This is a genomic window from Methylobacterium sp. NFXW15, from assembly GCF_049887755.1.
Taxonomy (GTDB): Bacteria; Pseudomonadota; Alphaproteobacteria; order Rhizobiales; family Beijerinckiaceae; genus Methylobacterium.
The window spans coordinates 11,682-32,512 of the sequence record NZ_JAGEKG010000011.1 but is presented as its reverse complement, the minus strand read 5'-3'; the positions used below and the strand labels follow the sequence as shown (position 1 = coordinate 32,512).

General features: G+C 66.8%; 20 protein-coding genes. 6 read left to right on the top strand and 14 right to left on the bottom strand.

Annotation, left to right across the window (positions count from 1 at the left end):
* Positions 1–60 precede the first annotated feature (60 nt).
* From J4O73_RS20655 to J4O73_RS20615, 9 genes are all read right to left on the bottom strand, one after another.
* The gene (locus J4O73_RS20655; RefSeq protein ID WP_426220440.1) at positions 61–1,461 is read right to left on the bottom strand and encodes an amidase; all 1,401 of its coding nucleotides are present in this window, start codon (positions 1,459–1,461) and stop codon (positions 61–63) included.
* On the bottom strand, positions 1,454–2,338 hold the full coding sequence (locus tag J4O73_RS20650) for a DUF1028 domain-containing protein (protein ID WP_426220438.1): 885 nt from the start codon (positions 2,336–2,338) through the stop codon (positions 1,454–1,456). Before J4O73_RS20650 ends, J4O73_RS20655 begins: the two co-directional genes overlap by 8 nt.
* A 3-nt stretch (positions 2,339–2,341) precedes the next feature.
* Complete coding sequence (locus J4O73_RS20645; RefSeq protein ID WP_426220437.1) at positions 2,342–3,073, bottom strand: ABC transporter ATP-binding protein; 732 nt, start codon at positions 3,071–3,073, stop codon at positions 2,342–2,344.
* Entirely contained in the window at positions 3,066–4,865 is a 1,800-nt protein-coding gene (locus J4O73_RS20640; protein WP_426220542.1) for an ABC transporter permease subunit, read from the bottom strand. Before J4O73_RS20640 ends, J4O73_RS20645 begins: the two co-directional genes overlap by 8 nt.
* 1 nt (position 4,866) lies before the next feature.
* Positions 4,867–5,700, bottom strand: a complete 834-nt coding sequence (locus J4O73_RS20635; protein WP_378969428.1) for a branched-chain amino acid ABC transporter permease — start codon at positions 5,698–5,700, stop codon at positions 4,867–4,869.
* A gap of 6 nt (positions 5,701–5,706) precedes the next feature.
* Positions 5,707–6,861, bottom strand: a complete 1,155-nt coding sequence (locus J4O73_RS20630; protein ID WP_426220435.1) for a substrate-binding protein — start codon at positions 6,859–6,861, stop codon at positions 5,707–5,709.
* Positions 6,862–6,900: 39 nt separating this feature from the next.
* Positions 6,901–7,746: a nitrilase family protein gene (locus tag J4O73_RS20625; RefSeq protein ID WP_426220434.1), complete on the bottom strand. Its 846-nt coding sequence runs from the start codon at positions 7,744–7,746 to the stop codon at positions 6,901–6,903.
* Positions 7,747–7,917: 171 nt separating this feature from the next.
* Positions 7,918–8,544, bottom strand: a complete 627-nt coding sequence (locus J4O73_RS20620) for an ANTAR domain-containing response regulator (protein ID WP_426220432.1) — start codon at positions 8,542–8,544, stop codon at positions 7,918–7,920.
* Positions 8,541–9,695 (bottom strand): transporter substrate-binding domain-containing protein, encoded by a 1,155-nt coding sequence (locus J4O73_RS20615; RefSeq protein WP_426220430.1) that lies wholly within the window; start codon positions 9,693–9,695, stop codon positions 8,541–8,543. The genes J4O73_RS20620 and J4O73_RS20615 overlap by 4 nt, the downstream gene beginning before the upstream one ends.
* Positions 9,696–9,850: 155 nt before the next feature.
* On the opposite strand from J4O73_RS20615, the gene J4O73_RS20610 reads away from it, so the two are divergent.
* On the top strand, positions 9,851–10,900 hold the full coding sequence (locus J4O73_RS20610; RefSeq protein ID WP_426220428.1) for an alpha/beta hydrolase: 1,050 nt from the start codon (positions 9,851–9,853) through the stop codon (positions 10,898–10,900).
* Positions 10,901–10,960: 60 nt separating this feature from the next.
* Here the strand turns inward: J4O73_RS20610 and J4O73_RS20605 are convergent, their stop codons facing one another.
* Both J4O73_RS20605 and J4O73_RS20600 read right to left on the bottom strand, forming a co-directional pair.
* Complete coding sequence (locus J4O73_RS20605) at positions 10,961–11,950, bottom strand: anion permease (RefSeq protein WP_426220426.1); 990 nt, start codon at positions 11,948–11,950, stop codon at positions 10,961–10,963.
* Positions 11,951–11,959: 9 nt separating this feature from the next.
* Positions 11,960–12,601: a DUF47 domain-containing protein gene (locus tag J4O73_RS20600; protein WP_426220424.1), complete on the bottom strand. Its 642-nt coding sequence runs from the start codon at positions 12,599–12,601 to the stop codon at positions 11,960–11,962.
* Between the two features lie 563 nt (positions 12,602–13,164).
* Here J4O73_RS20600 and J4O73_RS20595 point away from each other — a divergent pair.
* Positions 13,165–14,646, top strand: coding sequence for a LysM peptidoglycan-binding domain-containing protein (locus J4O73_RS20595; RefSeq protein ID WP_426220422.1), 1,482 nt, complete (start codon positions 13,165–13,167; stop codon positions 14,644–14,646).
* Positions 14,647–14,985: 339 nt separating this feature from the next.
* Here the strand turns inward: J4O73_RS20595 and J4O73_RS20590 are convergent, their stop codons facing one another.
* The 3 genes from J4O73_RS20590 to J4O73_RS20580 form a co-directional block, all read right to left on the bottom strand.
* Positions 14,986–15,507, bottom strand: coding sequence for a hypothetical protein (locus J4O73_RS20590; protein ID WP_426220420.1), 522 nt, complete (start codon positions 15,505–15,507; stop codon positions 14,986–14,988).
* A 175-nt stretch (positions 15,508–15,682) separates the two neighbouring features.
* Positions 15,683–16,981, bottom strand: coding sequence for a DUF5666 domain-containing protein (locus J4O73_RS20585; RefSeq protein ID WP_426220418.1), 1,299 nt, complete (start codon positions 16,979–16,981; stop codon positions 15,683–15,685).
* The gene (locus tag J4O73_RS20580; protein WP_426220416.1) at positions 16,978–17,835 is read right to left on the bottom strand and encodes a DUF6502 family protein; all 858 of its coding nucleotides are present in this window, start codon (positions 17,833–17,835) and stop codon (positions 16,978–16,980) included. Before J4O73_RS20580 ends, J4O73_RS20585 begins: the two co-directional genes overlap by 4 nt.
* 146 nt (positions 17,836–17,981) lie before the next feature.
* Between J4O73_RS20580 and J4O73_RS20575 the strand changes: the two genes are divergently transcribed.
* The 4 genes from J4O73_RS20575 (at position 17,982) to J4O73_RS20560 (ending at position 20,722) form a co-directional block, all read left to right on the top strand.
* Entirely contained in the window at positions 17,982–18,296 is a 315-nt protein-coding gene (locus J4O73_RS20575) for a hypothetical protein (protein WP_426220414.1), read from the top strand.
* Between the two features lie 103 nt (positions 18,297–18,399).
* The gene (locus J4O73_RS20570; protein ID WP_426220412.1) at positions 18,400–18,525 is read left to right on the top strand and encodes a hypothetical protein; all 126 of its coding nucleotides are present in this window, start codon (positions 18,400–18,402) and stop codon (positions 18,523–18,525) included.
* Between the two features lie 109 nt (positions 18,526–18,634).
* On the top strand, positions 18,635–19,369 hold the full coding sequence (locus J4O73_RS20565) for an outer membrane protein (protein WP_426220410.1): 735 nt from the start codon (positions 18,635–18,637) through the stop codon (positions 19,367–19,369).
* Positions 19,370–19,870: 501 nt separating this feature from the next.
* Positions 19,871–20,722: a hypothetical protein gene (locus tag J4O73_RS20560; protein ID WP_426220408.1), complete on the top strand. Its 852-nt coding sequence runs from the start codon at positions 19,871–19,873 to the stop codon at positions 20,720–20,722.
* The last annotated feature ends 109 nt before the right edge of the window (positions 20,723–20,831 follow it).

The window sequence follows — 20,831 nt, the reverse complement described above, 5'->3', positions numbered from 1 at the left end:
CATCGTCTTTGCCAGCGCAGTGAAGACGGAGGCACGTGAGTCCACTTGGTCGAAGACGGTCTAAATCGCGTGCGGCGGGGTCTGGCGCCACCACGTGTGGGCTTGCTCGTAAAGGTGGGCGAACCGCAGAAGCATCGCTTCGGCGAAGGGCCGGGCGGCAATCTGCAGGCTGATCGGCAGGCCCCGGCGGTCGAAGCCGCAAGGCAACGCGATGGCGGGCAATCCCGTCAGGTTGAAGGGATACGTGAGCCGCCAGGACGCCGCCAGGACGCTCTCCTGTTGGCCTCCGATGGCGACGGTCGATTCGTCCGTGCGCCACGCCGTGAGCGGCGAGGCCGGTGTGACGATGACATCCGCGCTGCTCAGAATGTCGGCCATCTCGGCCATGATCAGCGCCCGTGCCTGCTCGGCGCGTAGATAGTCGGGCCCGGTGACGAACCGGCCCATCTCCACGAGGTCCCGGACGTCCGCAGAGAAGCCCGCCACATGGCCCTGCGCGAGGCTGCGGTCATGGTAGGCGGTCGAGGACGCCAGTTCGATCGCGAAGATGGCGCCGAGCCCGTAGCGCAGGGAGGGCAGCTGGACATCCCGAACCTGACAGCCTTGGCTTTCGAAGAAGCGGATCGCCCCCTCGACGGAGGCAGCGACGTCCTCGTCGATCGCCTCGAAGAAGTGGTTGCGGATCACCGCCACGCGCAATCCGCGGATCGGCTCCCCGAGACCGGCCGTATAGTCCGGAACGGGCGCCGATGCGGCGGCCGGATCGTTCGGATCGGATCCCGCCAGGGCTTGAAGCATGAGCGCCGCATCGGCCACGGTCAGGGTCAGCGGTCCGGCATGGTCGAGGGACCAGGAATGCGGGACGATGCCGGATCGACCGATCCGACCATAGGTCGGCTTGAGGCCCACGACGCCGCACAGGGCCGCCGGAATGCGGATCGAGCCCCCGGTGTCCGAGCCGAGGGCGGCCGGGCAGAGACGAGCCGCCACCGCCGCGCCCGAGCCGCCGCTCGATCCGCCGGGCACCCGCGCGAGATCCCAGGGGTTGCGCGTCGGCGGCGTGACCATGCCCCAGGCGAATTCATGCATGCGCAACTTGCCGAGGATCACCGCGCCGGCCGCCCGTAGCTTGGCCACGCAGTGGCTGTCCTCCCGCGGGAAGGCCAGGGCCTCGACCGTCGTGCCCGCCCGGGTCGGCAGATCGGCGGTCGTGTAGTTGTCCTTGATGCCGATCGGGATCCCGTGGAGCGGCCCCCGGGAGCCTGTGCGCGCGATCTCCTCGTCCGCGACCCGCGCGGCGTCGAGGGCCGTGGACGACAGGCACACGAAGCTCTGCAGATCGCCGTCGTGGCGCTCGATCCGATCGAGGTAGGTTTGGACGAGCTCCACGCTGGAAAGCTCTCGCGCCGCGATCCGCCGCGACAGCTCGGTGATCGGCAAGGACCAGACCGCGTCAGTCATGGGGCACCGGGCGATAGGGGAGGCTCGGATCGAAGATGATCGGCGGGTGGACCTCCGTGAGGTCGAGTTCACGGAGCTTCCGGATCTCGGCCAGCACCGGGGCGAACTGATCCTGGGGAGAGATGGTCCTGTCATCGCTTGACGGAGCGGAGTCGGCGCCAGGCCTCTCGCCGGGCGGCCTCAGGAGCATGGCGGACACGTCGTCCGGCAAGGCACCCGCCGGGCCGTCCTTTCGCGGCATTCCCGCTACGAACGGGACGAGCTGGCGGCGGGCGATGGTGAGGATCCGGCGCAGTTCGGAAATGGGCGCGGCGTGCTCATCGACCCTGAGGTCGAGACTCGGATACTCTTCCCGGTCCACGATCTTCAGGGCTGCGGATTGCTTGCCGCGCCGGTCGCCGCCCGCCCTGTCACCGGCCTCCAACACCTGCATGAGCCGCTCGTCCAGATCGAGAGCGGCAGAACCCTCGAAGGCCTCCGCCATGGCGTCGATCACGGCCTGACTTGCCAGCATGTTGCCTTGGACGGAGTAGCCCGGCCCCCTGCGGTGCCCAGCGTCCTCCGTGCAGCCGGATCCCGTCCAGGCGGCCGCCGCGCCCTTGGCATCCACCAGCCCGACCTGGCGCAGATCTGCCCGATCGTCGGCGGCGAGGACCGCGGACAGGGCCGCCTCCACGCGCTCACCTCGCCCGATCCTGTCGAGAAGGTGCAGGGCGAGGTAGGGATTCACCCAGGACTGGGTGCTGACCGCGCCGACCCCCGCCCGGAGATACGGGCACATCGCGCCCACGGCCGGGACGGCGCTCGCCACGGCCACGCCGAGTTGTCCGGTGCGGGGGCAGCGGGCGGCGATGGAGAAAGTATTCAGTTCCATCATGGCTCACACCGCGAGATGACCGATGACGCGCGCCTGCGCGTCCGGCGCCTTGGCGGAGCCGCTCTCCACGATCTCGCCGAGCTTCAGCACGGCGTAGCGGTCGGCGAGGCCCAGGGCGAAGGCGACGTGCTGCTCCACCACGAGCATGGACAGGCCCGCCTCCCGCTCGGTGAGGAGCACCTTGCGCAGGCGCTCGACCATCGAGGGCTGCACGCCTTCGGAGATCTCGTCGATCAGCAGGAGGCGGGGCCGCAGCATCAGGGCGCGGCCGAGGATCAGCATCTTCTGCTCGCCTCCGGACAGCGTCCCCGCCCGCTGGGCGAGGCGGTCCTTCAGGAAGGGAAAGTGGCCGAACAGTCGTTCCAGGGCCTCCGGCAGATGCCGGTCCGAGGGGAGCGCGAGGCGCAGGTTGTCCCGGATCGACAGGTCCTGAAACAGGGGCTGCTCCTGCGGCGCGTAGCCGACCCCGAGCGCCACGAGCTTGGCGGGCGACAGGCCTGAGAGGGCCTGTCCACCGATGGTGATGGAGCCCCCGCGCAGGCCGACCATGCCGAGAATGGTCTTGAGCAGGGTCGTCTTGCCCATGCCGTTCTTGCCCAGCAGGGCGACGATCTCCCCCTGCCCCACCGTGAGGGACACATCCTTCACGATCGACACCGCGCCGTATCCGCTCGACACATCCGTGAGTGCCAGCGCCGTATCCGCCGGCGTGCTCCGCCGCGCTGCCTCAGCCATGGGCCCCTCCCGAATAGATGGTGCGGACCAGTTCGGAGCCGACCACCTCGTCCACGGTGCCGTCGAGGACGAGGCGCCCCTGATGCAGCACCACGATCCGCGAGGAGATCTCCCGCACGAAGTCGAGATCGTGTTCCACCAGTACGGCCGCGATGCGCCCGTCGGCGGTGAGTGCCTTCAGCACGCTGCCGATGGTCGTGCGCTCGGCCTTGGTCAGGCCTGCGGTCGGCTCGTCGAGCAGGATGAGCCGTGGTTCCAAGGCGACCACCATCGCGAGTTCCAGCGCCTGCTTCTGACCATGCGAGAGGAGACGCGTCGGCTCGGTGAGCAGGCGGTCGAGGCCGGTCATCCGCAGGACATCGAGGGCGGCCTGGGGCAGCCCGAGCGTCGGCGCTTCGCCCAACGGATTGAGGCCATCCTGCGAGGCTCTCGCGAGGCGCAGGCAATCGGCCACCGACAGGCTTTCGAACACGCTGGCGACTTGGAACTTGCGCCCGACTCCGAGGCCGACGATCCGGTTAGGCGTCAGACCGGTGGTAGGCGTGCCGCCGATGGCGATGGTGCCGCGATAGGGCTCGGTCCCGTCGCTGAGGCAGCGCATCAGCGTGGTCTTGCCCGCGCCATTGGGCCCGACGAGGCTCACGAGTTCGCCCGCCCGGATCGTCAGGTCGATCCCCTCCAGCACGGTGAGGCTACCGTAGCTCTTGGCGAGGCCCTCGACCTTGAGGATCGGTGCATCGGTGACGGCCGCCCTCGCCGTCGCCGCCCTCGCCTCCAAGGCGGGGGCCGCCTGCCCCGCCCGGCCGAAGGGCAGAACCCGCCACAGGCGGCCGACGAGATCGGCGAGCCCACCGGGCAACAGGATGATGATCGCCACGAAGGCGGTGCCGAGGAGGAGCTGCCAGAGGAAGGGAAGATCGCCGGAGAGGTTCGCGGCGAGGTAGTCGATGGCGATCGTTCCGAGGACCGGGCCGAGCAGGGTGCCCCGGCCGCCGAGCGCGACCCAGATCACCAGTTCGGTGCCGAACAGGAACCCGGCATTTTCCGGCGCGACGACCCCCGAGGCATTGGCGAACAGGAAGCCCGCGAAACCGGCGACGGCGGCGAGCGCGGCGGTGAGACTGATCTGGAGGCGACGCGGATTGAGGCCGAGATAGGCGCAGCGCGCCTCGTTGTCCCGGAGCGCCACCAGGGCGCGGCCCGCATCCGACCGCACGAGGATCCACGCCGCCAGGGTCACGACGATTAGCACCAGGGCCGCGAGGCGGAAATAGCCTTCGATCTCGAAGGGCATCACGTCGAAGCCGACGAGACCGCTGCTGGAGCCGGTCCATTCGCCGCCGGAATAGATCAGCTGCACCACCACGATGGGCACGACCAGCGAGATCACGGAGGCGTAGAGCGGCGTCGAGCGGTGGTAGAACGACAGCCAGCCGACCACGAGCCCGAGCAGGGCGGGCGCGAGGACGGCCGTGCCGATGGCGAGCGCGATCCCGCCGGGCGTCGCGCCGTAGGCGCCGAGGATCATGGCGGCGGCATAGGCCCCGACGCCGAAGAACGCCGCCTGCCCGAAGGTGAGGATGCCGGCAAAGCCCCAGAGCAGATCGACGGTGATGGCGAGCACCGCGTAGATCATCGAACGGGTCAGCACGTTGACCGCGAACGTATCGAGAAAGGTGGGCGCGACCCACAGGGCCAGGGCCGCGAGCGTCGCGGCCACGAAGGGGGCCGCCCGCGAAAGTCGCGGACGGGAGCGCGGAGTGGCGGAGGCGCGCGCCGCAGCGGGACTCATGTCAAGCACGGGAGAATCCTTTCGGGCTGACGCGCAGCACGAGGGCCGCGAGCACCGCGATGGCGATGCTGCCGAGGATCGGGCTCACGAAGGTGCTGATCAGGACCTGCGCCCCCCCGAAGACGAGGCACGCGACCGCGAGCGCGAGGAACGAGGCGTCCGCCACCATCACCAGCATGAAGGCGCCGATCAGCCAGGAGACGCCCATGTTCGGATCGACGCTGGTGAGGGGTGTCAGGAGCACGCCCGCGAGCGCCGCCAGCCCCGCACCGATCATGAACACCACGAGGCGCACCCGCCCCGTGTTGACACCGAGGCTTCGGGCGAGCGTCTCGTTCATGATCACCGCCCGGGCCGAGAGACCGAGGCGCGTCCGCTCGATGGTGAGCGCGAACAGCGTCCCGATCACCAGGGCGATGCCGAGCGCCACCAGCCGGTAGGCCGAGTATTCGACACCCAGCACCGCCACCGTTCCCGCATAGAGGTTCGGAGTGAGCTGCACGTCACGCCCGAACCCCAGGGTGATGAGCTGCCCGACCACGATCCCGAGCCCCCAGGTGGCGAGGATCGCATCGAGCGGCCGTCGGTACAGGGGCCGGATGATGAAGTGCTCCGCGAGCCCTCCGAGCGCCGCCCCGACCACGAAGGCCAGGGGCAGCGCGGCCCAGGGGTTCAGCCCGAGCTTCGCCGTCGCAACGGCGCAGTATGCGCCGACCGTCAGCCACGCCCCATGGGCGAAGTTGATGATCTTCAGCACGCCGAAGATCGCCAGGAGGCCGATCGACACCACGAACAGGATCGCGGCGGTGGTGAGGATATCGAGAGCGAGCAGCATCGGGGCTTACTGCAGCTTCGGGCACTGATCGCCCGGATCGACGTCCTTGAACGTGCCCGCGACCTTCACCGAGCCATCCGCCTGGATCTGGCCGAGATACATGGTCAGCGGCGCGTGGTGCTGCTTGCTCATGCGGATCGTGCCCCGGGGGCCGGTCACGCTCACGGTCGGCAGGGCTTCGAGGACCTTCGCCGTCTCAGTGCCCCCCGCCTTCTCGACGGCGGCCTTGTAGAGGTAGATCGCCTCGTATTCTGGCACCGAGAGATCGTTCGGCGTGCGCAATTCTGCGCCGAACTTCTTCTTCATGGCCTCGAGAAAGGTCTTGTTCTCCGGGCTGTCGATGCCGGTGACGTAAGAAGCCGAGAGGTAGACGCCTTCCGCATCGGCGCCCATGCTCTTGGCCGTGCCCTCGTCCAGGGCGAGGTTCGCGAAGGGCAGGGTCACGCCCGCGCCGCGCAACTGCTTGGTCAGCGTCACGTTCGGCGCGCCGCCCGCCGTGGAGGTGATCAGCGCGTCGGGGTTGGCCTCCTTGAGCTTTGAGATGATCGCGGTCCAATCGCTGCCGTCCATCGGCAGGTAATCCTCGCCGACGACCTTACCGCCCACCTTCTCGATGTAGCTCTTGGCGAAGCCGAGCATGCCGCGCCCGAAGGCGTAGTCGCTGCCGATCAGGAAGTAGGTCTTGGCGCCCTTCTGCTGGAAAGCGTCCACCACGGGCGGAACCTGCTGTTCCGGCACCCAGGCATTCACGAACAGGTTCTTGTTGCAGGAATGCCCCTCGTAGAACGAGGTATAGATGTACGGCACACGTCCCTTGGTGACGGCGGGCAGACCGGCGTTGCGGGCCGCGCTCGTCTCCATCGAGATCAGGACATCGACCTTCTTCTGATAGATCAGCCCGTCGAAAGCCTTCTGCGCGCCCGCAGCACCGGAGGCGTCATCGGCCACCTCCAGAACGAGCTTGCGGCCGAGCACTCCGCCCTTCGCATTGATCTCCTCGACGGCGAGTTCGGCCGATTGCACCACCGAGGGGGCGACCACGCTGTTGGCGCCGGACAAGCCGATCGGCACGCCGATGACGATGGGCTTGCTCTCGGCAGCCTGTGCCCCGGCGGCCGCCAGAACGAGGGCGGCGGAGGCGAGGAGGGAACGTGTCACCATGAACGGACTCCTTGGATAAAGATGAGGATAGACGGGGGTTTAGCCGTAGATGTCGGTTCGGCGGTCCCGCAGGAGGGAGTTGAAGTTGTTGAGGTCCTTCCGGCCGGCCTCATCGAGATCGACCAGCGCCGAGACGGTCTCCGTGCGGTCCCGGCTCGCGGGCCCGGCGAGGGGCCAGCCCTTGGGGCCGATGATCAGGCTCTGCCCCTCGAAGGGCTGGCCGCGCTCGATGCCGACCCGGTCGGCGCAGGCGATGTAGATCCCGTTCGAGTGGGCGGCGGCCCGGTGGAGGGTGTTGGCCATGGCGGCCTCCCCCTCGGGCTGATCGGGCATCGGGACCCAGTTGGTGGGGATGCAGACGATCTCGGCGCCGCCGAGCGCCAATTGCCGGAAGGTCTCGGGGAACCAGCCGTCGTAGCAGATCGCCACCCCGACCTTGCCCAGCGCCGTATCGAAGACCGGGAAGCCGAGATCGCCCTTGGCGAAGAAGACGTTTTCCTGGTCCCAGAGATGAGCCTTCCGGTAGGTGCCGATATAGCCCTCCGGCCCGACGATCACGGCGGCGTTGTAGAGGGTGTCACCGGCCTTCTCGGCGATCCCCGCCACGATGTGCACGCCGAGTTCGGCCGCGAGCGCCGCCCAGGCGCGGGTGGTCGGCCCCTCCGGCACGGGCTCGGCGAGGGAGGCCGCCTCCTCGCGCGATTCGAAGACGTAGCCGGTGCTGGCGAGCTCCGGCAGGACGATGAGGCGGCTGCCCTCGGTGGCGGCGGCCCGGACGAGATCCGACGCACGCGCCCTATTGGCTTCGACCGCGCCGATCTGTGGCGCGAACTGGATGCACGAGACCCGTATTGATGGGCGAGCGGGATCGTTCGCTTGGATCATGATTGCTCCAAAACGCAAAAAGCCCCTGGGCGCGGATGTCATCCGCGGTCCAGAGGCTCCAAAGCCGTGCTGTAATGCAGCAATCCTGCTGCGGGGCAACCTTGCCCGATCCCTTTACGATAGACGTACTCTTGCCGAGAGCAAGCCGCTAATTGCGGCACGCTGCACGGATCAGGTCTTTTCCGCCAACGCGATGCGCAGACCCAGCCCGCTCATCGCCTCGTGGGCGGAGACCACACTCTCCGCGACGCTCGCCATCGGCACGCGGGAGGCAGTCGCCTTGTCCCGGAGCATCTTGTAGGCCGCGTCCTCGTCGATCCGGTTCAGCTCCACCAGGAGGCGCACCGCTTTCTCGACGGTGCGGCGCCCCTTCATGGTCTCCTCAAGCCGGTTGATCTTGCTGGTGAGCCGCCCCTCATAGCCCCACCTGTATCGGGCCAGGGCGAATTGGGTGAGCTCGCCCCTCGCATGAAGCGGCTTGTTCAGCACGCCGTGGGCGTTGACGTCGGCGATGGCTTTCAACGACGTCGGGCTCTCGTAGGCGACGATGGCGATGACGGCGGGTTCCGCCTCCTCGATCGAGGGCAGGAGATGCATCACCTGCGCATCGTCGAGTTGGATGAACAGCGTGTCGATGTCGGGCGGCAGCGCGGCGGGCGGCGGCCAGACGAGGGAGACCTCGCAGCCGAGGCGGCGCAGCTGCTCCAGCAGGGCGGCGCCCTCCTCGTCACGGGGGTGGATGACGAGGGCGCGGGCGCGCCTGAGGTCGTCCAAGATCTTGCGGGCGGAGGCGCTCACGCGGCGATCCCCTCGTCCAGCCAGTTCGTCTCGAAGCGCGACCACGCAAGGTAGGGATCGGGCCGGACGGGACGGCGCGCCCGCCAGACGACGTCGAATTGGCCGTCCGTGCGGGCGACCCCGATGCCGGGCGTGAGCCAGATGTGGCGGGTCTCGCCGTCGAAGGCCAGTTCGCCCTCCGGAGAGGCGAGGCGCTGCTTCAGGGCCGCCGCGCCGAGGCGCCCGGCATCGAGGGTCCCGGCCTCCGCCAATGCGCGGGCGAAGAGATGCACCTGCGCATACGCGGTCTCCGACCACATGCTCGTCGGCCGGTCGGCCCCGAACCGGGCCTTGAAGCCGGATACGAAGCGCCCGTTCGCATCCCCCGGCAACGCTGCGAAATACGAGGCCGCGAGGACATGGCCGTTGCACAATTCGGGGCCGATCGCCCGGATCTGTCCCTCCGCCAAAGTGAGGCTGGCAATCGGGCAGCGCGCCCGGTCGATCCCGGATTCGGCATAGGCGCGATAGAGTCGCTCGGCTCCTCGCCCGACCACCGTCGAGAACACGGCGTCCGGCGCGGCCTGGCGGATGGCGGCGATCATCGCCCCATGAGCGGAATCGTCCGCATCGAGGGGAGCGTAGAGTTCACCGACGATGGCCCCACCCTTCGCCTCGATCAGATCCCGCATCACGCGGTTCGATTCGCGCGGGTAGATGTAGTCTGACCCGATCAGGAAGATCCGGGGACCGTGCTCCCGCAGCAAATAATCGGCCAGGGCAAAGACGTTCTGGTTGAGCGTCGCGCCCGTGTAGATGATGTTCTCGGAATACTCGAAACCCTCATAGATCGACGGGTACCAGAGGAGGCCGTTGTGCCGCTCGACGGTGGACAGAACCGACTTCCGGCTGGCCGAGAGGGAGCATCCGAACACCACCTCCGCCCCGTCCTCGGCGAGCATCCGCCGGGCGAAGGATCGGTAGGCATCCGTATCGCCGGCAGGATCGTAGCAGATGGGCTCGATCGGCCGTCCGAGCACGCCGCCGGCGGTGTTGATTTCCTCGATGGCGAGGGCAGTACCGAGGAAGTGCTCGGTTTCCGTGATGCCGCTGACCCCGCTGCGGGAGAACAGGACACCGACGCGCCACGTCGGCTCGTCTTTACTGGTCATGGCATCCTCACCGGTCCGGCCGGTTGTTTCGTTCCAACGACGGAAGCGCGACGCAGAGTCATGGTCTTACAGAGGGCCTCCGCCATGAAGGCCGCCGTCGTGACTTCATGAGCGACCCTGCCAAGTACCCTCGCTCGGGACGCTGGAAACCAGGGATGACCATGACGCGAGCTCTGATCGGCGCGGCATTGACGGCTAGCCTTTTCATCACTCCGGCTGCGGCGCAACAGGCCGCCCCGCTCGAAGTCCCCGCCAAAAGCGTGCCGGTGCCGAGCGACGTCAGCCCGCAGATGAAAAAGATCATCGGCATGCCGCTCCGCACCAACTGGGACATCCATCCCAAAGATGGCGCGGCCTGGAAGCCCGTCGCGGAGGCTGGCGCGGAGACGCTGAAGAAGCTCGTGCCCGGCATGATGGAGCGCCTGCACGTCAAGGTGGAGCGCACGACCATCGACGGGGTGCGCGCCTTCATCGTAACGCCCGAGCGGATGCGGCCAGAGAACCGCGACCGCGTTCTCGTCCATGTGCACGGCGGCTGCTACGTGCTGAACCCCGGTGAGGCCGGGCTGCCGGAGGCGATCTTCATGTCCGGCTTCGGCGGCTACAAGGTCATCTCGGTCGATTACCGCATGCCTCCAGAGGCCGTCTATCCAGCGGCCCACGACGACGCCATGACGGTGTGGAAGGCTGTGACCAAGACCACGGACCCGAAGAAGACCGCGATTTTCGGCACCTCGGCCGGTGGGGCGCTGACCCTGGCGATGGTGATGCGCGCGAAGCAGGAGGGGCTGCCGCTGCCCGCCGCGATCGCGCCGGGAACGCCGATGTCCGATACGACCAAGGTCGGCGACAGCTTCGTGACGAACGCGATGCTCGACAACGTGCTCGTGTCGCCGGACGGATTCTGCGACGATGGGGCCAAGGTCTACGCCGCGGGACACGACCTCAAGGACCCGATGTTGTCGCCGGTCTACGGGGACTTCAGCAATTTCCCTCCCACGATCCTGACGACCGGCACACGCGACCTGCTGCTCTCGAACACCGTGCGGGTCCATCGGCGGCTCCGCGAGGCCGGTGTCGAGGCCTATCTCCAAGTGGGCGAAGGGCAGTCGCACGCCCAATACATCCGCGATGACACCGCCCCCGAGACCAAGGCCGTCTTCGAGGAGATCGCCGGCTTCTTCGACAAGCATCTGGCGCGATAGGGCCTCGCGAGAGCCCCCGGCGGACCGAGACCCGGAGCCGGATCGTATGAGCGATCCGGCTCAAGGAAGCAGGAAGCCGGACACCCAGTAGACAAGGGCCGCCACCAGAGCCGCCGCCGGCATCGTGATGACCCACGCGACGACGATTCCCTGCGCAACGTTCCAGCGCACGGCGGAAACCCGCCGTGCCGCCCCCACGCCGACGATGGCGCCCGTGATCGTATGGGTGGTCGAGACCGGTATACCGAACGCGGTGGCCGCGAAGAGCGTGATCGCGCCCCCGGTCTCGGCGCAGAAGCCCTGCATCGGCGTCAACCGCGTGATCTTCGATCCCATCGTATGGACGATGCGCCAGCCACCGAGGAGCGTCCCTAGCGCCATGGCGGACTGGCAGGAAAGGACTACCCAGAGCGGGACGTGGAAAGCGCCGTTCTCCTGCCCATGGGCATAGAGGAGCACGGCGATGATCCCCATGGTCTTCTGCGCGTCGTTGCCGCCGTGGCCCAGAGAATAGAGCGAGGCGGAGACGAATTGCAGCTTGCGGAAGACGCCGTCGGCGGCGGACGGCGTGGAGCGCACGAACAGCCAGGACACGATCAGCACGAGGACGAGCGCCAACAGAAAGCCGAGAGCGGGCGAGAGGACGATGGCGGCGGTCGTGGTGATGACGCCCGGCCAGACCACCGCCCCGAGACCGGCCTTCGCGATGCCGGCGCCGAGGAGGCCGCCGATCAGCGCGTGCGAGCTGGAGGACGGGATGCCGAGGTACCACGTCAGCAGGTTCCAGCTAATGGCGCCGCCGAGCGCCCCCAGGATCACCCGGTCATTCACCACCGAGACGTCGACGATACCGGAACCGACCGTGCCCGCGACGTGCAGGCCGAAGACCAGAAAGGCGACGAAGTTGAAGAAGGCCGCCCAGAAGACGGCATAGCGGGGAGAGAGCACCCGCGTGGAGACGATAGTCGCGATGGAATTGGCCGCGTCGTGCAGCCCGTTCAGAAAATCGAAGAACAGCGCGACGGCGATGAGGCAGATCAGAAGCGTCACGGCGGCAGCTCAAACGTGCTCGACGACGATACTGCTGATCTGGTTCGCGACGTCCTCGAACCGATCCATGACCTTTTCCAGGTGATCGTACAGTTCCGAGCCCACGAGGAAGGCCATCGGATCCTGACGGGAGGCCTGGAACAGGGCCTTCAGGCCCGCCTCGTGAAGGTCGTCCGCGCGGCCTTCCAGCTTGATGACCCGTTCGGTCAGGGCGTTGAGGTCTGTGGCGTTCTCGTTGAGCGAGCGCAGCTTCGGCATCGCCTCGGAGACGACGGAAGCGGCCTCTTGGATGATGACGCCCATCTCACGCATCTGAGGCTCGAACTGGGTGACCTCGAAGAGGCGGACCGCCTTGGCCATCTTGAGCATCTGATCGATGGCATCATCCAGGGATCCGACGAGCTCCTGGATGTCGCCGCGATCGAACGGTGTGATGAAGGTGCGGCGGACCGCCTGAAGCGCCTCCTGCGTGATGGTGTCCGCTTTGTCCTCGTGGGCGGCGATGGCGGCGCAGGCCTGCGCAAGATCCTGCGTTCCGTCGAGCAAGGTCCGCAAGGCCGCCGCCCCATCGACCAGTGTCGCGGCATGCCGCTCGAACAGATCGAAGAACCGATCTTCCTTCGGCATCAGCGCACGGAACCAACCCAGCATGCCGTAGCCTCGCCGATGCAGAGGGAATCATGGAATCTTAGCCGGAATAATAATCCACTCCCGGTACAGTTCCGCGGCGGGCGCAGAGTCGATGGGTCCACGGCGCGAGAAGAGCGTCGAGAATCAAGCTGGACCGCACGGCGCGGGGATGCGGCAGTGTTGATCCGTCATCCGCCGCTTCAATGGTATGGCTGTACCAGGATCGTAAAATAAATTTCGGAACCAGCTTGCGCGCAACCGGTTCATGCGTCGCCGCCGCCCGGTCGGGCCGGATCGCCGGGCCGGTCGCCTCTCTGAGAGACGGGAGGTTCGACGCAAGCCGTCGGCCATCGGCCCGATCCACGGCTCCGGGGAACCGACCTGCCATGACGACACTCCTGCGCCGTATCCTTGCCGCGGCCCTGATCGCAGTGCTTGCCGGGGCGGCGGTTGTCGTCACGGCACTCCTCGGTCGGCGGCCCAGAAAGCGCGTCGAACGTGACACGGAGGCTCTGGTCCCCGTTGCAACCCCACGATTAGCCCCGAGGAAATCGGGCCGCGGGCGGGGCTTCGCCGTAGGGCTGGTGTGCCTGCTGCTCCTGACTGGATTGGCGGGCATCGTCTATGAAAGCCGCCACGCACTACTCGGCATCGCCCACCGTTCACCGAACGGCGACGGCAAACCGCTCGCCGCTCTGTCGCCTCCTGACGCGGGCACAGCCGGTACGCCCGCTCCCACTGGCGAAAGTCCGACAGGGTCCGTCCAATCACCCACATCGGCTTCGACTGCTGCCGCCCCGCCGGCACGGCCCACGGCATCGCCCGCGCCGGATTTCGACGTCGTCCGCATCGAACCGAACGGCGACGCCGTCATCGCCGGACGGGCCACGCCGAACGCCAGCGTTGAGTTGCTCGTCGACGGCAAGCCGGTGGGGAGCGCGCGGGCGAATGCCGATGGTCGGTTCACCTTCATGCCCCCGGCGCTTCCTGTCGGGAACAGCGAGATCGGCCTGCGCGCGACGGATGAAACGGGCGAAAGACAGCGCTCGACGGCGCACATGGCGGTGGTGATCGAGCCGGGCCGGAACGCCAAGCCTCTCGTGGCCATCATCGCTCCCGACAAGCCGACGGTGATCCTGTCCCAGCCCGATATGCAGACCCTCGAACCCGCCACGGAGGCGCGCCGGGAGGCTAGCTCTGGCGATGCCATGGTCGCGGAGAACCGTCACGCGTTCGATACGGGGGCGAACTTACGCGGCTCTGAAATGGCTGGTGAGGCTTCGAGTCTCTCCAAGGAACCGGGTCGGCGAGAGGGTGGGGCTCCGACCAGTCCTGGAAAATCCACCCAAGAACCAAGCCGTGTGGATGCGCTCGACAGCGGGACGGTGGTGGCTCCGGCCGTGGTCAGCATCGATGCCCAGGACGGAGGGAAACTGGTCGTGACGGCCCGGGGAGCCCCCGGCGCTGCGGTGAGGCTCTACCTGAACGAAACGCTGATCGCTCCTGCCACAGTGGGCAGCGATGGCACTGTGACGTTCACGGTCGGGCGGGGCGTCAAGCCGGGGGATTACAGGGTTCGCCTCGACTCGGTCGATCCTGCGACAGGCAAGGTTCGCGACCGGGCGGAGGTGCCGTTCAAGGCACCCGATCCAGGCCACGACGGGGGCGTGGAATATTCCGCCCAGTCCCAGGGCCCGGCCGGTCACGCCGCGGAACCCTCGACATCCGAACGGCAGGCTGCAAGTCCCAGATCTGCATCGGACGAGAGACAGGCGGGTCAAATGCGGCCCCTGACGACCGGCAGCCTCGCTGCGAACGCGCCGCCGGGTGCCGTAACCGGCTCGTCGGACGTCCATATCGCGGGGATCGAGACGGCACGCATCGAGCGAGGCGATAGCCTGTGGCGGATCAGCCGCCGCACCTACGGCGAAGGCGAGCGCTACACCCTGATCTACGACGCCAACAAGGAGCAGATCCGGGATCCGGACCTGATCTATCCCGGACAGGTCTTCGTCCTACCGCAAGGACAGGATGGGGACACCGCAGGGGATGCGCGGCCCCGTTGAGGCCGTCGTGCGCCGAGGCAACTCCCCGGCGGAGGGCTCGCATCGCGCCGGTAAACCACCTCGCGGGAAAGCCGCTCATTCCTTCAAAGGCGGCGACCGAGGCGAGATTTTGCTCAGGTCCAAGCGGCCGCGAGCAGAGAGGTGGCCGTCTCGCCGGGAGACGTCCGGGCGCAATCGAATAACACGCCGACCACGGCCGCGAAGGCGGCCGGTGACGGCGCTCCGGACATCAAGGCCCTGATGCGGCACAGCTTTTGAGGCAAGAACCTCGGACGGTCAGCTTCTTCGCTTTCGAGCGCAAAAATGAAGGCCCAGCCGTCTCTCGGAAAAAGCCTCAGCTCAGCTACGAAAGTCGATCAAGAGCGCAGAATTGTTGACGCTGTACTGGCTCGATCCCGTCGCGCCGTAAGCTGCATTCTTCGACTGAGCCGCTTGCAATTGTTGCATGAAGGTTGAGAGCAAGTCGCTGCTGCTTGTGCCCGAGGTCGAGGAACTGCCGTCGGAAGTGGTGCCGTCCGGCGATCCACCGGGCGGCGGACCAGGAGGCGGGCCGCCGATCTCGGACGTTCCGCTCGCGGAACTCGAAGCCTCGGTACTTCTGCCGCCGCTGGCGAAAAGGTTCTTGAGTTCGTCGGCTTGGTCGCTCGTGAGGGCTCCGCTGTCGACCTGATCCGAGATCAGGCTGTCGATACGGTCCTTCATGGAGCCGGGATCGAGGCGGGAACTGGCCGCGGCTGTCGAACCGGTGCCGGTGCTCGACGATAGACTCGTGTCGATGGCATCGAGCGCACTGGTCAGGGCCGTCGCGTCTGTGCTGCTGAGGGCGCCGGACGAGAGTTCGCTCTTGATCGTCGAAGACATGCGCTCACGCCCGCCACCAGGAGGGGGCGGGGGACGCTGCGTGGAGATCTGGGAAGTCGATGACGTGGACACACTGCTCATCGGTTGCCTCGTCGTAGGAGAACCGGAGCCGCTCGCACGCGCTCCGTGGGCAATTTGCCCACGTTGGTTTTAAGATCGCGTTACGAACGCGGCCTTACCGCGGCCTTGGACCGCCTGGGCCACCGGGGCCGCCCGGTCCCGCAGGCCCTCCGCCGCCGCCCCCGCCAAAGCCCGGAGGCCCCCCAGGAGCACCCATCCGCGATCCGCTTCCGAAGCCCCCCTGCCCCCCATAGTCGCCCGGATCGCGGAAAACCCCGCCGGCGCCGTTGTCCGGCGCGGGAACGGGCTCGATCGAGAGCGACCGAAGATCGGTGCCGGGCCCGTCGCCCGGTTGCCGCCCGAATGGCGTTGGCGATCTGTCAGGCAGGCCCCGAAGGTCGAGTTGGTCGCTTTCGCGCTCGAAGCGGGGTGAGTCGGACGTCGCAGGCATCGTGCGCTCGACAGCCTGCAAGCGCTCCACCGAGATCCGTCCGTTCTCGGAGACGCTGGCCGTCATGACGGCGCGGACACTTCCCGTGCGCGGGATGACGGATGACGGACGCCCGGAGACCACGAGGCCCGAACCGAGACTGAGACCCGATCCAGCGCGACCGGCATAGGCTTCGATCGAGACATGCCGCAGACCTTGCGGAAACGGGGAGCCGGTGAGGGCGGCTTTCGTCAGCCGAAGGGCGCCGCCGACAGCCTCGCCGACGACGACGGCGCGCTGGCCGGGGGCGAGGCCGTCGGCCCGTTCCAGGCGGAGGCCGCCGATGCGCAGCGTCCCCGCCGCATCCCGGATGACCGGACCCGCAACCCTGTCCGGGCCGGTTGTGCGGGGCTCGATCAGGCTCGCGTGGATCACCCCGTCGGTCGTGCGCAAACCGCTGACGGCGACCCGAGTGCCGATGGCCCAGGAGGTGGGAAGATCGCCCGTCATCACCCGCTGGCCGAGGACGATGAGACGGCCCGGCGAGGCCGCCTCCACCGGTCCGACCACCTCGCTCGTCACCGCGATGCGGCGCGTCGCAAGGCCACCCTGGTCAGGCTGGGCGATGACCTGCACGACCTGGCCGATCTTCAGATCCGTCGTCCCGGCGGGCACATCGTCGATCAACACGGCCGCGTCCGCCGGATAGGCGATGCGCAGGCCGTTGACGATGATGGACCCGAAGCCTCGGATCGTGCCGATGACGCCCGTGCCGCCGAGGCCGCGGTCGCCCTCACCGAGCGGCGGTTCGCCGAGGGGGCGCTCACGCGGAGGCTCCGTTCGCATCATGCCGGTGCCGCCGATCCCCTGATCGACGGGATTCGCCTGAGCACATGCGAGGCGAGGCAGCATCGCGCCTCCCGACAGCCACGCCGTGCCGGCCAGCAGCCCCAGGACCCGCCGCCGGTCGGGCGCGCGGCTCACGGCTCGTCTCCCACGTCCTCGGAAGGCTGAACCGGACCCGATTGCTCGGTGTAGACGTACACGCCGAAATTCCAGCGGCATGTCCCCCCGGAATCGGTCTGGCAGGCGGCGTGCGCTTCGCGATTGGCCTGCTGCAGGGCCTCCATCGCGAGTTCGCGGGCCCGCGCCTCGAGCCGCGCGGCGAGTTCGGGCGACAATCCGTCGTAATGCGCCGCCCGCTCCAGAAAGCGCGGCGTGTCGGCCATCACGTTCGTGGTCGCGGCCGCGATGTGGTCGTGCAGGTTTCGGCCGAAGTAATAAGCCTGCGCCTCGGCATTCCCGTCGGCGCGGGGCACATAGGCCGTGTCCGCGAGCACGATGCGACCTTCGGCGTCGATGAACGCGAGCCCCCGATCCAGCCACTCGTCAAGGACGGCGCGGGGGCGCACATCGCGCGTCACGGTCGCCACCAGAGCCTCGAAGGAAGGCGCGCCGGCTTCGGCGCTCCGCGGCAGGGGAAGCGGAGCCTTATCCGGTCCCGTGAAAGCCGGGTCGGCCAACCAGCGAGCGATGATCCGGCTGGTCCGCGAAACCGAGGCCGGGACCGTACTCACCGGTGCCCCGGAACCGCGCAGGCGCCGCACCTCCTTGCGATGGATCCCGGTCAGCAACGACACCCGGCTATCCGTCTGATCCTTACCAGGCAGGGCGAAGTCGTACTCGGCGACGTTCACGTACAATTCGCGCAGCAGATCCGCGATCGTCGGAAACGTGACGCCCCGGGCCACCAGCAGGCGCACCAGCGGGCGAAGCAGCCGCGCCAGGGGGCCGTGCAAGCTTGCGCCCTGCGGGGGAGTGTCTGGGGTCTCCGACATCTCCCTCCCATGCGCCAGCTCATCGTGGGAAACAATCCCACAAAGTGTGGTGGCACACCCTTTCCGGATCTTTTCTCGATTGACGTGGCATATCCACCCCCATACCAATCTGTGGGCAAATTTCCCACAAGCGGGAGAGAGACGTGATGTCCGCAAACAACCGAACTCTGGTGGCTCCAGCCTCACTGCCGCCGATGCGCCTGCAAGGGCCCCCTGCCCGTCGTTCGGAGGGACGGGCCTTCCTGCCGCAGATGACCCGCGTCTTCTATGCGCTCACCGCGTTCGCTCTGCCGGGCCTCGGCTTCGCTCTTTCGAACGGCCTTCCCGGGGGTCATGCCCTACGAAGCAGCGCAGGCTTCATCGCGCCGCTCGCCTTTGGGGAGAAACCGTCCGCCGAGCGTCCGGGGAAGGGCCTGCAACAGACGCCGCGTTACCGGCTGTCATCGATCCGCATGCCGTGACGTGACGCCCGCCATGATCACCCCTTGGAATGGCGCATGGCCCATGCCCGAGCGCGGCACTCTTACGGAGTCCCACCGGCTGGGGCCCGCGCGACACCGGACCGTGCAACCTCCGATCGCGCTACGCCTGAGCGAATCCACCAAATGGTCAGGCGACCTCATCCTTGATCTGGCCCTCTGCCTGATCCTGGCCGCGACGATCATCGCGGTGCTGATGCAGGCCCTCTGACAACGCACCGATCAAGGGTGGTCGCGACAAGGCCCCCTTCCCTCCTCCGGCATTAGCCCGGTCGAAGGGCTTCCGCGCCACGACGCGCCCCACACAACGAAAGCTGACGATGACATCCTTCGTCTCGACGTCGCTGCTCACCGCAGCGACCCTCTTCGCGTGCGCCGCACAGGCGGCGGATCTCCCACGGGTCGCTCCGCCACCGCTCCCGCCGAGCCCACCGATCTTCACCTGGACGGGCTTCTATGCGGGCGTGAACGCCGGCTACGCCACTGGCACGGGCCGTTCGGGGTTCACTGATCCGACCTACGGCCAGGTCACCGGCGGCGGCCGATCTGGCGGCTTCGCCGGCGGTGGGCAGATCGGCTACAACTACCAGTTTACGCCCGGCTCCGGTTTCGTCGTCGGTGTGGAGGCCGATCTTCAGGGTCTCGCCGCCGCCAAGGCCGATGCGGCTTATCTGGGAGGCGTGCCCTATTACAACGTGAGGCCGAGCCTCGATTACTTCGGCACGGTCCGAGGCCGCGTCGGCTACACGTTCGACCGGGTCGTGATCTACGGCACAGGAGGCTTTGCCTTCGGCGGTGGCTCTCGAGCGTCCGCTGCGGCGGCTTATCCCTACACGCTGCCCGACACGACGCGGACAGGCTACGCTTTGGGCGGCGGTGTGGAATATGCCTTCACGGAGAAGCTCTCGGCCAAGGTCGAGGCCCTCTACGTCCGGCTCGGCCGCGGTGTCGCGGCGGCGACCTACTTCAGTGCAAACACGCCTGCCTACTATGGCACGGGACGCGAAGATGCAGGCTTTGCCGTTGTTCGCGCTGGCATGAACTATCGCTTCTGAACCTGGTGGGGCGTGCGTTGACGCTCGCCCTTCCAGACATGGCGAGCACTGTGCGCATCCCAAGTACCGGGATGCCACCATGACACACAGCTCAAAGAGCTCGCCTAGTCAGTGATAATCTTCGACGACAAAGCTTATCGCGACAAAATCTACTCTTTCCAAGACCCCAACATGACCTGCCCGATATTAAATACAAAACGCAGTCTGGCAGCATGCTTGCAATCATATCATGTCGGCAGCGATTGAATGCGACGGGCCATTGTCATCGTTGGAGCGCCACATACAGACGCGAGCATCCTCGTCGGAGCTCAAACTATTGCAGACGAGGAATCAACGAGATCTGTTGTTTGTCTCTCATCAAGCGTTGCAACGCTATGTGAAACGACCGCTTGCGAAATCCGACTGCGCACTGAGCGGATTCTTGGAGGACATCCTCTCTCCTCGGGCAACATGACACTCAAGGGTCTTGCCGACACGTTAGCTCGCTCGAAAGCTGAGAACGTGACCGTTTTCGCCAACGATTTTGGCAGCATGAGATCTAATATCCGCTTCCCTGGTATGATACGCGATGTATTCGCTCGTTTTGACTTTACGATGGACGTTGCGCTCGTCGTCAGACCGCAAGTAGAACAACTCGAAACCGACTATCTGCAGCGGATCTATGCAATCTCTGAATCGCGGACCTTCGAGAAGTTCTCGTGTCGGTATGGTTTTTCCGAGCGCTACGACCACATCGCCTTACTCAGTACGTGGCGACGCGCCGCGAAAAATCGCATCGTTGTGGCGCCGTACCGAGACTGTCGATCACGTGCTCCGCTCATGGACCGTCTCGTTCAGGCTCTGGGCCTCCAGGATCAGTCGATCCACGTATTGTCTTCCAAAGACCGTTGTCGTGAAATTGTCCGGAGCTCTGGCCCCATCGCGGTGGAGGCCTCCCGGCGTTTGCACGCGCTCGGGCTCCATCGACGGATTGCGGGACACCCGAGCCGAATCGGACGAATCATCGATGATTTGTCTCGGACACGCGGTCTCGATACTCAAAAATTCAGCGGCAATGCACGTGAGACCCTCGCGACGATCGAGGCGTATCACGGCAAAGCAAATGAATGGCTTGCAGCCACCTATTGGGGAAACTCGTGGGACACAGTCGTAGCTCGTGCGCCTCGTCGACGTCCCAATGAATTGGCGGGTCAGTTTGTGCACTCTGACGTCGAAGACGAAATTGAACGAATCGTTTGCTGGGTGCTGACTCACACCAAGTTCCAACCCCCTCCTTTTTGGTTGAGGCGAATTGATCCTTTGGTAGAGCGGGGAATCGAGTCGATTGGCGAACTTTTGGGGCGCCCGATCTAGTTCTGTCGTCTCGCCGCTGCAGGCTACGATGCCTATGATCCGACATGATCGGATGCCGCTCCAGCATTCACACCGTCGCGGCCGGCAAGGGTCTACGCACGACCCGACG